Annotated in this window: 12 protein-coding genes; 7 read left to right on the top strand and 5 right to left on the bottom strand. The window is 53.5% G+C overall.

Features of this window, described 5'->3' with window-relative positions; genetic code table 11:
- The first annotated feature begins 20 nt into the window (after positions 1-20).
- Together hslO and pckA are read left to right on the top strand one after the other, a co-directional pair.
- Positions 21-899, top strand: a complete 879-nt coding sequence (gene hslO, locus ACRCWW_RS17705; RefSeq protein WP_438683568.1) for an Hsp33 family molecular chaperone HslO — start codon at positions 21-23, stop codon at positions 897-899.
- 396 nt (positions 900-1,295) lie between these two features.
- A complete protein-coding gene (gene pckA, locus ACRCWW_RS17700) occupies positions 1,296-2,915 on the top strand; it encodes a phosphoenolpyruvate carboxykinase (ATP) (protein ID WP_438683567.1) in 1,620 nt (539 codons plus the stop codon).
- Between the two features lie 85 nt (positions 2,916-3,000).
- Here the strand turns inward: pckA and envZ are convergent, their stop codons facing one another.
- Together envZ and ompR are read right to left on the bottom strand one after the other, a co-directional pair.
- Positions 3,001-4,353 (bottom strand): two-component system sensor histidine kinase EnvZ, encoded by a 1,353-nt coding sequence (gene envZ, locus ACRCWW_RS17695; RefSeq protein WP_330984994.1) that lies wholly within the window; start codon positions 4,351-4,353, stop codon positions 3,001-3,003.
- Positions 4,350-5,069, bottom strand: a complete 720-nt coding sequence (gene ompR / locus ACRCWW_RS17690; protein ID WP_182382783.1) for an osmolarity response regulator transcription factor OmpR — start codon at positions 5,067-5,069, stop codon at positions 4,350-4,352. The genes envZ and ompR overlap by 4 nt, the downstream gene beginning before the upstream one ends.
- Before the next feature lie 226 nt (positions 5,070-5,295).
- Between ompR and greB the strand changes: the two genes are divergently transcribed.
- The gene (gene greB / locus ACRCWW_RS17685) at positions 5,296-5,769 is read left to right on the top strand and encodes a transcription elongation factor GreB (protein WP_438683566.1); all 474 of its coding nucleotides are present in this window, start codon (positions 5,296-5,298) and stop codon (positions 5,767-5,769) included.
- Positions 5,770-5,870: 101 nt separating this feature from the next.
- Positions 5,871-8,201, top strand: coding sequence for a Tex family protein (locus tag ACRCWW_RS17680; protein WP_438683565.1), 2,331 nt, complete (start codon positions 5,871-5,873; stop codon positions 8,199-8,201).
- Positions 8,202-8,316: 115 nt separating this feature from the next.
- Here the strand turns inward: ACRCWW_RS17680 and ACRCWW_RS17675 are convergent, their stop codons facing one another.
- Positions 8,317-9,342 carry a fimbrial protein gene (locus tag ACRCWW_RS17675; RefSeq protein WP_438683564.1) on the bottom strand — a complete coding sequence of 342 codons (1,026 nt, stop codon included), beginning with the start codon at positions 9,340-9,342 and terminating at the stop codon, positions 8,317-8,319.
- Between the two features lie 499 nt (positions 9,343-9,841).
- Here ACRCWW_RS17675 and feoA point away from each other — a divergent pair, with 499 nt between their 5' ends.
- The 3 genes from feoA to feoC are packed head-to-tail and all read left to right on the top strand — an operon-like array spanning position 9,842 to position 12,667.
- Entirely contained in the window at positions 9,842-10,069 is a 228-nt protein-coding gene (gene feoA, locus ACRCWW_RS17670) for a ferrous iron transporter A (protein ID WP_404659781.1), read from the top strand.
- A gap of 29 nt (positions 10,070-10,098) precedes the next feature.
- Positions 10,099-12,417: a Fe(2+) transporter permease subunit FeoB gene (gene feoB / locus ACRCWW_RS17665; RefSeq protein ID WP_438683563.1), complete on the top strand. Its 2,319-nt coding sequence runs from the start codon at positions 10,099-10,101 to the stop codon at positions 12,415-12,417.
- Between the two features lie 10 nt (positions 12,418-12,427).
- A complete protein-coding gene (gene feoC, locus ACRCWW_RS17660) occupies positions 12,428-12,667 on the top strand; it encodes a [Fe-S]-dependent transcriptional repressor FeoC (RefSeq protein WP_438683562.1) in 240 nt (79 codons plus the stop codon).
- Between the two features lie 196 nt (positions 12,668-12,863).
- Here feoC and ACRCWW_RS17655 read toward each other — a convergent pair whose 3' ends face one another.
- The gene (locus ACRCWW_RS17655; protein ID WP_438683561.1) at positions 12,864-13,133 is read right to left on the bottom strand and encodes a YdgH/BhsA/McbA-like domain containing protein; all 270 of its coding nucleotides are present in this window, start codon (positions 13,131-13,133) and stop codon (positions 12,864-12,866) included.
- Positions 13,134-13,238: 105 nt separating this feature from the next.
- Positions 13,239-14,012 carry a pimeloyl-ACP methyl ester esterase BioH gene (gene bioH, locus ACRCWW_RS17650; protein ID WP_438683560.1) on the bottom strand — a complete coding sequence of 258 codons (774 nt, stop codon included), beginning with the start codon at positions 14,010-14,012 and terminating at the stop codon, positions 13,239-13,241.
- Between the last annotated feature and the right edge of the window lie 15 nt (positions 14,013-14,027).

The following is a 14,027-nucleotide window of genomic DNA, read 5'->3' as shown; positions in this document are numbered from 1 at the left end:
TCCCCTTAAGAGAGAAAACGATGATTCAACACGATCAATTACACCGCTATCTGTTTGAAAACGTGGCCGTACGCGGCGAACTGGTCACCGTCACCGAAACGCTGGAACAGGTGCTGGAAAACCACAATTACCCGCAGCCCGTGAAGAACGTGCTGGCCGAGCTGCTGGTTGCCACCAGCCTGCTGACCGCCACGCTGAAGTTTGCCGGGGATATCACGGTGCAACTTCAGGGCGATGGCCCAATGTCGCTGGCGGTGATTAACGGCAACAACAATCAGGAGCTACGCGGTGTGGCTCGTGTCCAGGTTGATATTCCGGCAGATGCCGATTTAAAAACGCTGGTCGGTAACGGCTATCTGGTTATCACCATTGCGCCGGAAGAAGGCGAGCGTTATCAGGGCGTGGTCGGTCTGGAAGGGGATACCCTGGCGGCCTGTCTGGAAGATTATTTCCTGCGTTCCGAACAGCTGCCAACGCGTCTGATCATCCGTACCGGTGAGCACGAAGGCAAAATGGCCGCAGGCGGCATTCTGCTGCAGGTGATGCCAGCACAAAACGCTCAGGCCCAGGATTTTGAACACCTGGCAACCCTGGCCGACACCATCAAAGCGGAAGAGCTGTTTGGCCTGCCAGCGACCGATGTGCTGTGGCGCCTGTTCCATGAGGAAGAAGTGACGGTCTACGATCCGCAGAAAGTAGAGTTCAAATGCACCTGTTCCCGTGAACGCTGCGCCGATGCGTTAAGAACCCTTCCGGATGAAGAGGTCGATAGCATCCTGGCCGATGACGGTGAAATCGATATGCACTGCGATTACTGCGCCAGCCATTACGTTTTCAACGCCATGGACATTGCGGAAATTCGTAACAACGCATCACCGGCGGACCCGCAGATCCATTGATGCTGATCGGCCAGGGCCAATGCGGTCTGGTGCCCTCACCCCAGCCCTCTCCCACAGGGAGAGGGTGCAAACACTAAAAACGGCAACCCTGGTTGTGCTATTTACCTCGAGAAGTGAATCGATTTTTGCTGTAACTCTTTCGTCATTTTCTTTCAGGAATGCGATTACATTCACATTCCATCAGTTCATTAAACTAATCATTAACCGTTTAAGAACATTTCCCCCCATTCAAAAACGTTTCCTGCCATAATCTGTCTCGCCTCGTGACAGGAGTCACCGTGTTTTCCGTTAGTTTGACATCAGTCCGGATACGCAATTCTATGAGCCTCGTCGCGGTAAGAAACCTCTTAAAAACCCTACAATCATTAGCAGAACATTTGGCTAAGGAGCAGTGACATGCGTGTTAATGGTATTACCCCGCAGGATCTCAAGGCTTATGGTATCAACGACGTTCAGGATATCGTCTACAACCCCGATTACGACACTCTGTATCAGGAAGAGCTCAACCCCAATCTGGAAGGGTACGAGCGAGGCGTGTTGACGAATCTTGGTGCTATCAATGTCGACACCGGTATCTTTACCGGCCGTTCGCCGAAAGATAAGTACATTGTCCGTGACGACACCACCCGCGACACCGTGTGGTGGGCAGATAAAGGTAAAGGCAAGAACGACAACAAGGCGCTCTCCCCTGAAACCTGGCAACATCTGAAGACCCTCGTTACTCATCAACTTTCTGGTAAGCGCCTGTTTATTATCGACGCTTACTGCGGCGCCAACGCCGACACCCGTCTGTGCGTGCGCTTTATCACTGAAGTGGCATGGCAGGCCCACTTTGTGAAAAACATGTTCATTCGCCCAACCGACGAAGAGCTGGCAACCTTCAAGCCTGACTTCGTGGTGATGAACGGCGCGAAGTGCACCAACCCACAGTGGAAAGAACAGGGCCTGAACTCTGAAAACTTCGTGGCGTTTAACCTGACCGAGCGTGTGCAACTGATTGGCGGCACCTGGTACGGCGGCGAAATGAAGAAAGGCATGTTCTCAATCATGAACTACCTGCTGCCGCTGAAAGGCATCGCTTCGATGCACTGTTCCGCTAACGTCGGCGAAAAAGGCGATGTGGCCGTGTTCTTCGGCCTGTCGGGGACAGGGAAAACCACCCTGTCCACCGACCCGAAACGCCGCTTAATCGGCGATGACGAACACGGCTGGGATGATGACGGCGTGTTTAACTTTGAAGGCGGCTGCTACGCGAAGACCATTCGTCTGTCTGAAGAAGCCGAACCGGACATCTTCCACGCTATCCGCCGTGATGCGCTGCTGGAAAACGTCACCGTGCGTGCCGATGGCAGCATCGACTTTGACGATGCGTCGAAGACCGAAAACACCCGTGTCTCCTACCCGATTTACCACATCGACAATATCGTTAAGCCGGTGTCGAAAGCGGGTCATGCAAACAAGGTCATTTTCCTGACCGCAGACGCCTTCGGTGTGTTGCCACCGGTTTCCCGCCTGACGGCAAACCAGACGCAGTATCACTTCCTGTCTGGCTTCACGGCGAAACTGGCAGGCACCGAGCGCGGGGTGACAGAACCAACGCCAACCTTCTCTGCCTGTTTTGGCGCGGCATTCCTGTCGCTGCACCCGACTCAGTATGCTGAAGTGCTGGTGAAACGCATGCAGGCTTCTGGCGCGCAGGCTTATCTGGTGAACACTGGCTGGAACGGAACCGGCAAGCGCATCTCTATCAAAGATACCCGTGCGATTATCGACGCTATCCTTGACGGTTCGCTGGATGAAGCTGAAACCTTCACCCTGCCGATGTTTGACCTGCAAATCCCGACCGAGTTACCGGGCGTGGACACGCACATTCTGGATCCGCGTAACACCTACGCATCCCCGGAACAATGGCAGGAAAAAGCAGAAACGCTGGCAAAACTGTTTGTGGAAAACTTTGAGAAGTACACCGACACGCCTGCTGGTGCGGCATTGGTAGAGGCAGGACCACGGATTTAAGAGATACTCCCCGGTGGCGCTGCGCTTACCGGGGCTACAATACTAAGTAGGCCCGGTAAGGCGTAGCCGCCACCGGGCTTTTTTTTTAACTCTCTTTCGTGCCGCTGGACGTACGAACCACAGGCACCGGCAGCCACGCACGAATCAGTAATCCACCACGTTCGCTGGTATCAATCTCCAGCAGGCCGTTATGGTTGTCGATAATACGTTGCACAATCGCCAGGCCAAGGCCTGTTCCGCTGGTGCTGCGTGCGCTGTCACCGCGAACAAACGGCTGGAACAGATGTTTACGCTGTTCAGGTTTAATACCCGGACCGTCGTCTTCCACCTGGAACCACACACGGTTCGGTTCGCTGCCGCTGCTGACTTTTATCCAGCCATTGCCGTAGCGAGCGGCGTTCACCACCATATTGGCGACGGCACGTTTGATGGACAACGGATGCATCCGCACAGGAATTTCACCCGCCTGCATCTCGGTCTCAATCTCACGCTCGTAACCGCTTTCCGCGGCCACCACTTCACCCAGCACGGCATTGAGATCCGCCAGTTCCATAGGCATCTCCTGGCCTGTGCGCAGGTAGTCAATGAACTGTTCGATGATGGCGTTGCACTCTTCGATATCCTTGTTGATGGATTCCGCGAGGTAGCCGTCCTCTTCGCCCATCATCTCTGTTGCCAGGCGAATACGGGTCAGCGGCGTACGCAAATCGTGGCTCACGCCTGCCATTAACAACGTACGGTCATCGGCAAGCTGCTTCACGCCTGCCGCCATATGGTTAAAGGCTCGTGTGACTGACCGCACCTCCGACGCGCCATACTCACGCAGCGGCGGCGGAATGATGCCTTTCCCGACCTGCAAGGCAGCATGTTCGAGATCGACAAGGGGTCGGTTTTGTATTCGGATAAAGAGCCACGCGCCCCCTATCGCCAACAGCATAATCGCCAGCGTATAGCGGAACAGCGGCGAAAAGTCACCCTGATGGATTTCTGTCAGCGGAACGCGTACCCAGATGTTGGGTGACAGCCAGGTTTTTAGCCACACTACCGGCGAGCTTTTGTTAACCTCAACGCGAACTTCGGTTGGGCCACCCAACTGCTGCGCCATCTGCTGGCTAAGGAATTCGTAATGTTGCGCCCAGCGTAAGCCTGCGTCTTCCGCTGCTTCATCAGAGTAGAGCGAAATGCCCAGCTCGCGGTAAATCTCACGACGAAAAGCCGGCGGCACCACTAACTGGGTGCCGTCTTCAAGCTGCAACTTGTCGGTCATCAGCATACGAACTTCGTAGGCCAGAACCTTATTGAACTGCTGAAGGCTCGGCAAAATCGCGAAGTTCAGCACCACAAGATAGGTCGTCACCAGGCTGACGAACAGCAAGGTGACAATGAGAAGCAGCGTTCGGGCAAAGGAACTTCGTGGTGAGAAGCGCATTCGCCTCATGCTTTAGAACCGTCCGGCACGAATACGTAGCCCAGACCCCACACGGTCTGAATGTAACGCGGATGCGCAGGATCTTCTTCCACCATGCGGCGCAGACGGGAAATCTGTACGTCGATGGAACGCTCCATTGCCGAATATTCACGGCCACGCGCCAGGTTCATCAGCTTATCGCGAGACAGCGGTTCACGCGGATGGCTAACCAGCGCCTTCAGAACCGCGAACTCACCGCTGGTCAGTGGCATTGGCTCATCTTCACGGAACATCTCACGCGTGCCGAGGTTCAGTTTGAATTTACCGAAGGCAATCACCGCTTCTTCCTGCGAAGGTGCGCCCGGCAGTTCGTTCGCCTGACGACGCAGCACGGCACGGATACGCGCCAGCAGTTCACGCGGGTTGAATGGCTTAGGAATGTAGTCGTCGGCACCGATTTCCAGGCCCACGATACGGTCAACTTCTTCCCCTTTCGCCGTCACCATGATGATCGGCATCGGGTTGCTCTGGCTACGCAGGCGGCGACAAATGGAGAGACCGTCTTCGCCAGGCAGCATCAAATCCAGCACCATCAGGTGGAAAGATTCACGAGTTAACAGCCTGTCCATCTGTTCGGCGTTGGCTACGCTTCGAACCTGGAAGCCTTGCTCGGTCAGATAACGTTCGAGCAGCGCACGCAGGCGCATGTCGTCATCCACAACAAGAATCTTAAAATTCTCTTGCATTGGTTTTACTCCCAGAAGGTTCGCAACAATCAGAGTGCGTATTCTCAAAAAAGCCTACGCTACGCTCCAGCTAAATCTGGTATAAATTCTAGCCGAAATTGTTACAAAGCATATTTAACAGCAGCTTATCTGTACATTTCATCACAGAAAACTATTTTTTAGCCAACTCGCGTATGCTTTGAGGCAAAATGTGCGCAAGAGCAGGTAGTCACAAGGTAGCATTACAATGAAAACGCCGCTAATCACCCGCGAAGGGTACGAGAAGTTAAAAAAAGAGCTGGATTACCTCTGGCGTGAAGAGCGTCCTGAAGTCACCAAAAAGGTGACCTGGGCCGCGAGCCTTGGCGATCGCAGTGAAAACGCTGACTATCAGTACAACAAAAAGCGCCTGCGCGAAATTGACCGTCGGGTACGTTATCTCACAAAGTGCCTGGAAAATCTGAAGATTGTCGATTATTCCCCGCAGCAGGAAGGCAAAGTGTTCTTCGGCGCGTGGGTGGAAATTGAAAATGACGACGGCAATGTGAAGCGCTTTCGCATTGTCGGTTACGACGAGATTTTTGGCCGCAAAGATTACATCTCTATCGACTCCCCCATGGCCCGCGCACTGCTGAAAAAAGAGGTCGGCGATTTGGCGCTGGTGCAGACACCCGGTGGCGAGGCGACATGGTATGTCAATGAGATCGAGTACGTTAAATAACTCGCCTGGAACACTCTGATAGGCGCGCGGATAACTGGCATTTTCGCCGGTCAATCCGTATAACTATCCCCCTGTTTTTCGACCAACCAGATGAAAAAGCCATGATGAATGATTCGCTCTGCCGCATTATTGCGGGTGAACTTCAGGCCAGAAACGAACAGGTAGAAGCTGCCGTTCGACTGCTTGATGAAGGGAACACCGTGCCGTTTATTGCACGTTATCGTAAGGAAGTCACCGGCGGGCTGGACGATACCCAGCTGCGTAACCTGGAGACTCGTCTTGGCTATCTTCGCGAACTGGAAGAACGTCGCCAGTCGATTCTTAAGTCGATTGACGATCAGGGCAAACTGACGGACGAACTGGCGAAAGCCATTAACGGTACGCTGAGCAAAACCGAGCTGGAAGACCTTTATCTTCCGTACAAACCGAAGCGCCGCACCCGTGGGCAGATTGCGATTGAGGCAGGCCTTGAGCCGCTGGCCGATCTGCTGTGGAACGAGCCGTCGCACGATCCGGAAACCGAAGCCGCCAAATTTATCAATGCCGATAACGGCGTGGCCGACACCAAAGCCGCACTGGATGGCGCACGCTACATCCTGATGGAGCGCTTTGCTGAAGACGCACAGCTGCTGGCGAAAGTCCGTGAATACCTTTGGAAGAACGCGCATCTGGTGGCCGTGGTTGTCAGCGGCAAAAAGGAAGAAGGCGCGAAATTCCGCGATTACTTCGATCATCACGAAGCGATTTCCGGCATACCTTCTCACCGCGCGCTGGCCATGTTCCGTGGCCGTAACGAAGGCATTTTGCAGCTTTCCCTGAACGCCGATCCGCAGTTTGATGAGCCGCCGAAAGAGAGCTATTGCGAACAAATCATCACCGACCATCTGGGTCTGCGTCTGAACCATGCTCCGGCAGACAGCTGGCGTAAAGGCGTGGTCAGCTGGACGTGGCGCATCAAGGTGCTGATGCACCTCGAAACCGAACTGATGGGCACCGTGCGTGAGCGCGCGGAAGACGAAGCAATTAACGTCTTCGCCCGTAACCTGCACGATCTGCTGATGGCCGCACCTGCTGGCCTGAAAGCCACCATGGGCCTCGATCCAGGCCTGCGTACTGGCGTAAAAGTCGCGGTTGTGGATGGCACCGGCAAGCTGGTTGCGACGGACACCATTTATCCTCACACCGGCCAGGCAGCTAAAGCCGCTGTCGCGGTTGCCGCGCTGTGCGAGAAGCACAATGTCGAACTGGTGGCGATTGGTAACGGCACGGCGTCGCGTGAGACCGAGCGTTTCTTCCTCGACCTGCAAAAACAGTTCCCGAAAGTCACGGCGCAGAAAGTTATCGTCAGTGAAGCAGGCGCATCCGTTTATTCCGCCTCTGAACTGGCGGCGCTGGAATTCCCGGATCTCGACGTGTCCATTCGTGGTGCGGTCTCTATCGCGCGCCGCTTGCAGGATCCGCTGGCTGAGCTGGTGAAAATCGATCCGAAATCCATCGGCGTGGGCCAGTATCAGCACGACGTCAGCCAGTCTCAGCTCGCGCGTAAACTGGACGCGGTGGTAGAAGACTGCGTGAACGCCGTCGGCGTTGACCTCAACACGGCCTCCGTACCGCTGCTGACTCGCGTCGCCGGTCTGACTCGCATGATGGCGCAGAATATCGTCTCCTGGCGTGACGAGAACGGTCAGTTCCAGAACCGTCAGCAACTGCTGAAAGTCAGCCGTCTGGGGCCAAAAGCCTTTGAACAGTGCGCGGGCTTCCTGCGTATCAACCACGGCGATAACCCGCTCGATGCCTCCACGGTTCACCCGGAAGCCTATCCTGTCGTGGAGCGTATTCTGGCGGCCACTCAGCAGGCACTGAAAGACCTGATGGGCAATGGCAACGAGCTGCGCAACATCAAAGCTGTCGATTTCACCGATGAGCGCTTCGGCCTGCCGACTGTTACCGACATCATCAAAGAGCTGGAAAAGCCAGGCCGTGACCCGCGTCCGGAGTTCAAAACTGCGAAGTTTGCCGACGGCGTAGAAACCATGAACGACCTGCTGCCGGGCATGGTGCTGGAAGGCGCGGTAACCAACGTCACCAACTTTGGCGCGTTTGTTGATATCGGCGTGCATCAGGATGGTCTGGTGCACATCTCGTCCCTGGCGGACAAGTTCGTGGAAGATCCCCACACCGTGGTGAAAGCGGGCGATATCGTCAAAGTGAAAGTGCTGGAAGTGGATTTGCAACGTAAGCGTATCGCGCTGACGATGCGTCTGGACGAGCAGCCTGGCGATACTAATTCGCGTCGTGGCAGCAGTGGCGGACGTGAGCAAAACAACCGTCCGGCAGCGAAAGCGGCAAAACCGCGCGGGCGTGAAGCTCAGCCAGCAGGTAACAGCGCCATGATGGATGCCCTGGCTGCTGCAATGAACAAAAAGCGGTAGCGTTAGGCCTGTTTACCCGGCCGAATCCAAAGGCCGGGTAAATAGCGATACGCCCAATAATAAGCGCAGCATCTATAAGCCATGGCTGCTGTCAGAAATATCATTTTTGAGGAATTTAGTTATAGCTGATAATAAATGCAGCAGAAGCATTCGCAGTCCCCGCCGATACCTGACTCTCAGTCTGTATATATTGAACTTGCAGAGGTATTTCAAAATTCTGTGTTGCAGCCCCCGCAGCCGTATTTTGATTGAATTTTAAAGGTGAATGTTTAAACAAAACCTGTAAACCGACACCTTTCGCTGTGGTGCTGTCTGCCGGATTATTAAGATTAAGGATCCCCTTATCGATATCCAGGCTGCCATTAGGTCCTGGAGTTACCATAAAACTCACATTTGGTTGAGCATTACACGAAAGCTGTATGCTGAAATCCCTTGGTGCACTCGTTGTTCCTATTCCATTGAAACGATTTAAAGAGATCGCCCCCATACTGACTTTGATATCGTCATGAATAACTCGGCAAGGAGCATTCATTATTACAGGGTTACCTACAACATTTAAAGTTTGACCAAAAGAACCGGGCCCACCATTAAGCAATTCACCCTTTGGGTAGCACCAGAGATCAAAGCTGCCAAAATTCCCGCTCAACGAACCACTTCCAACGTTATTTCCCGTTTTAACCAATTGGTACCTCAGGTTTATATTAACTAAATTGTCATCGTTTATGACAGGATTAGTATATAAATAGACCTCTCTGGATTCAGCATCAGACCTGACAGAACCATCGGGATACGCAATGCCGACACCCGGTATATTTGTCCTGTAAACACTGACGCCATTCCCTAATGTCATAATACGATGATCCGGTGTTTTTAAGTAAACATCATAAGAACCGACATAGCGTTCAGCTGTTGTTACCCTTGCGCGAAACTGTGCCGGTGATGACCCAGTAGCAAATACCGTTCCTGTTGGTTCATTGTCTGGAAAAACAAGAGGCATATCGAATCTAATAATGGGTGTAATCGTCATCGCGTTATTAACGCAACCCGCAACGCTATCAGCATACGATGGTGCCATATATATAATTGAAGCTATAAAAATAAATATATGATATAGAATCACTCCTCCCCCTCTTTTTTTCATGGTAATCATTTCTTCGTAAATTCTAACTATCTCTGGCAATACAGGAATGAACAGGCATAAGAATATTAAATGCAGGATGCAATTAAACCTCAATTTGATAAGATGTGGAAGTTGAGTTTGCAGAGATCCTAAATAAGACCTTTTAAGCGTAGCGGTACCGTTACGCCTGGTCTCACATTGTGGCGAGCCTCCGCTCCTGAACTGATCGCGCTATCAACTTCATGCTGGTAAGTCAACCTGCATAGAAGGATCAACATTCAGGTATCACAAAACCAATGTAACCGGTTACGCATCTATATTTAAGCTTTCGATTATCAATTAATTAACAAACCATCTACGTAGACCCGGCTAACTCAATTCAATAAAAGTTGAGCCAGGTCAAACTGTCTGCTAATTAATTGCCCAATGCACATCTCGTCACATTTTAAACATTGTGGATGGAAACCATTCTCATTATCATAAAAGTGTTGATTATTTAACCTTCGTTCAAAGTGGTCTTATGCAATTCACTCCAGACAGTACGTGGAAGATCACCGGGTTCTCTGCAGACATTAGCCCGGCTTACCGGCAGAAATTACTTTCCCTTGGCATGTTGCCTGGGTCCTCTTTTCATGTGGTTCGCGTCGCCCCTCTTGGCGATCCTGTGCATATTGAAACTCGCCGCGTCAGCCTCGTATTACGCAAAAAAGACCTGGCGCTGATTGAAACAGAAGCGCTTAGCCGTTAATTCCTGCCAGAGACAGCGAGTTCATTAATATGAAAAAATTAACCATTGGCTTAATTGGCAACCCCAATTCAGGAAAGACGACCTTATTTAATCAGTTAACCGGCGCGCGCCAGCGAGTCGGGAACTGGGCGGGTGTCACCGTTGAACGTAAAGAAGGCCAGTTCAGCACCACCGACCATCAGGTGACGCTGGTTGACCTGCCAGGCACCTATTCGCTGACCACCATCTCTTCACAGACCTCGCTGGATGAGCAAATTGCCTGCCACTACATCCTCAGTGGCGATGCCGATTTGCTGATTAACGTGGTCGATGCCTCCAACCTTGAGCGCAACCTGTACCTGACGCTGCAACTGCTGGAGCTGGGCATTCCGTGCATCGTGGCGCTGAACATGCTGGATATTGCCGAGAAGCAACAAATTCGCATTGAAGTGGATGCGCTGGCTGCGCGTCTTGGCTGCCCTGTGATCCCACTGGTGTCGACCCGTGGCCGCGGCATTGAAGCCCTGAAGATGAGCATCGACCGCCATCAGGCCAACGACAATATCGAACTGGTGCATTACGCCAAACCGCTGCTGCGTGAAGCCGACTGGCTGGCGCAGGCTATCAGCCCGGAGATGCCGCTAAAGCAGCGTCGCTGGTTAGGCCTGCAAATGCTGGAAGGTGACATTTACAGCCGCAACTACGCAGGTGAAGCGGCGCAGCAGCTTGAAGCGGCAGAAGCGAGACTGAAAACCGAGATGGACGATCCGGCGCTGCACATTGCCGATGCCCGTTATCAAACCATCGCCGCCGTGTGCGATGTAGTCAGCAACACGCTCACCGCCGAGCCGAGCCGGTTTACCACGGCGGTGGATAAAGTCATTCTTAACCGTTTCCTCGGCCTGCCGATTTTCCTTTTCGTGATGTATTTGATGTTCCTGCTGGCGATCAACATCGGCGGAGCGCTACAGCCCATCTTTGACGGCGGTTCTGTCGCTATCTTTATCCACGGCATTCAGTGGATTGGCGCCACCCTGCACTTCCCGGAATGGCTGACCATTTTCCTCGCGCAGGGGATTGGCGGCGGGATCAACACCGTGCTGCCGCTGGTACCGCAAATCGGCATGATGTACCTGTTCCTCTCGTTCCTTGAGGATTCCGGCTATATGGCGCGCGCGGCGTTCGTCATGGACCGCCTGATGCAGTCACTGGGGCTGCCGGGCAAATCCTTCGTGCCGCTGATTGTCGGCTTTGGCTGTAACGTGCCGTCTGTGATGGGTGCACGCACGCTGGATGCCCCGCGTGAACGCCTGATGACCATCATGATGGCGCCGTTTATGTCCTGTGGCGCGCGTCTGGCGATCTTCGCCGTCTTTGCCGCTGCGTTCTTTGGGCAGGAAGGCGCCCTGGCGGTCTTCTCGCTGTATGTCCTGGGCATCGTGATGGCTATCCTGACGGGCCTGATGCTCAAGCACACTATCATGCGTGGGGAAGCTTCACCGTTTGTGATGGAGCTGCCGGTTTATCACGTGCCGCATCTGAAAAGCCTGATTATTCAAACCTGGCAGCGCCTGAAAGGCTTTGTCCTGCGTGCCGGTAAAGTGATTGTGATTGTCAGCATCTTCCTCAGCGCATTAAACAGCTTCACGCTGAGCGGTAAAGCGGCGGACAATATCAACGACTCCGCCCTGGCCTCCGTCAGCCGCGTCATCACCCCGCTGTTCAAGCCGATTGGCGTGCATGAAGATAACTGGCAGGCGACAGTTGGCCTGTTCACGGGAGCAATGGCAAAAGAAGTGGTGGTCGGTACGCTGAACACGCTTTACACCGCCGAAAATATCCAGCAGGAAGAGTTCGACCCGGCAACGTTTAACGTGCTGGATGAACTGGGTGCCGCCGCAGGGGAAACCTGGCAGAGCCTGAAAGACACCTTCAGCCTGAGCGTGCTGGCTAACCCAATCGAAGCCAGCAAAGGCGACGGCGAAATGGCAACCGGCGCAATGGGCGTCATGAGCAGCAAATTTGGCAGCGCGGCGGCGGCCTACAGCTACCTGATTTTCGTTCTGCTCTATATCCCCTGCATTTCGGTGATGGGCGCGATTTCCCGTGAGTCGAGCCGCGGCTGGATGGGCTTCTCGGTGCTATGGGGGCTGAATATCGCCTACTCGCTCTCCACGGTGTTCTATCAGATCAGCAGCTTCCAGCAGCATCCGCGCTACAGCCTGGTCTGTATTCTGGCCGTGGTCCTGTTTAACGTCGTGGTGATTGGCCTGCTACGCCGTGCTCGTAGCCGTGTGAATGTGAATTTGCTGGCGACGCGCAAAACGGTCGAAAGCTGCTGTAACAGCCCGGCTGGCGACTGCCACTAAGGAGTACACAATGGCTTCGATGATTGAACTGCGGGATACGCTGGCGCTACAAGGTCGGATGGAAGCCCAACAGCTCAGCCACGTCCTGCACACGCCGCAGCCGATGATTGAAGCCATGTTGCTGCGTCTGGAAGCGATGGGCAAAGCGAAGCGCGTGACGGACGATGTGTCGGATTGTCTGAGCGGCAGTTGTAAAAGTTGTCCGGAAGGGAAAGCCTGTGTGCGGGAGTGGTGGGTCCTTCAGTCATAAACATGAAGAAGCGGGCCAAAGCCCGCTTCAGACTGCTGACAAAGAAGGAAAAAGCGTGGTTTTTCCTTCTTTGTGGTTATCAGCCGAAAATCAATAAATTGATTTTCCTTGTTTCTTATTAGACACCCTCTGACAAATCTTCATTTGTTAGAGGTTTGTCATCACTCTCAAGCGGGCCAAAGCCCGCTTTTTGCTTTTACTTGTAGACGTCTGCGTTAGCGTGAACGTTTTTCTCGTTCTTCTCACCCGCAATCACCACAAAATACTTCCCGCCTTTTTCGTCAGCTTTCTTCGACAGATCGCGCTTAGCGTCCATCGGCGAAGTCGTGCGCGAAGTGGTCACCGAACCAATTTTGGTCAGATTCATTTTCGCCAGATCTTCTTTGGTAATTTCTTTGGCAGCAATTGCGCCAAAAGAGATTGAACCCATAACCAGTGCCGCAACAATACCTGAAGCAAATTTCATAGCCGTACTCTCCATATGACCATTTTATGTGGACGCTGCGGTTCGAAATGCAGCGCCTCACTAAGTATTGCCGTTAATGGATTTTTCGCCAGTTTGCCTTAAAAATCAGAGAATCGCCTGCCTGAGCGCCAGCAACTGCTGACAAAATTCGGTGGGATGCGAAATGAACGGAGCATGTGCCGCTTTAGGGAAAACGAAAGACTGACTTTGCGGCCACAGGGCATCAAGCAGAGGCACCACCTTGCGCGGGACCAGGCCATCGAGATGACCATACAGCCGCAGGAACGGCATCTTTAGGGTAGTCAACGCGTCGCGCAGATCGGCCGTTTTCAGGATTTCGAGGCCACTGTTTAGCACGTCCGCCGAGGGCATTGGCAGCACCAGCACCGCGCTTTTCAATTTTCGGGCATCCTGACGCGCACTCTCTGTGCCCATCGTTTGTAAGGCGAGAAAGCGCTCGACCGTGCGCTGGAAATCCTCGCTCAGCTGATGCTGAAAACCGGAAAGCACTTCAGGTTTGATTCCCGGCCATTCCGTTTGGGCACAGAAACAAGGAGAGGAAGCTACCGTGACCAGCGCCTGCACTCGCTCAGGCGCGGTAAGTGCAGCAAGGCTTGCCACCAGACCGCCCAAACTCCAGCCGAGCCAGACGGCTTTTTCCGGCGCTTTTGCCAGCACTGTCTCCGTCATCGCTTCCAGGGACATCGCCCCAAAGCCCTGACTGCGACCAAACCCTGGCAGATCGACCAAATGCAGCGTGAAATGCGAGCTGAGTTCAGAGGTTATGCAATCCCACACTTCCGCATTCAGCCCCCATCCGTGCAGCAGCACAAGATGCGTATTTCCTTCGCCTTTGGTTTGCCACCCGATGTCGTTCATCAGCTATTGTTCTCA

Origin of the sequence: Scandinavium sp. (assembly GCF_051650185.1) — a bacterium.
GTDB lineage: Bacteria > Pseudomonadota > Gammaproteobacteria > Enterobacterales > Enterobacteriaceae > Scandinavium.
The sequence above is the reverse complement of the archived record's forward strand: the minus strand, read 5'-3'. Positions and strand labels throughout refer to the sequence as shown.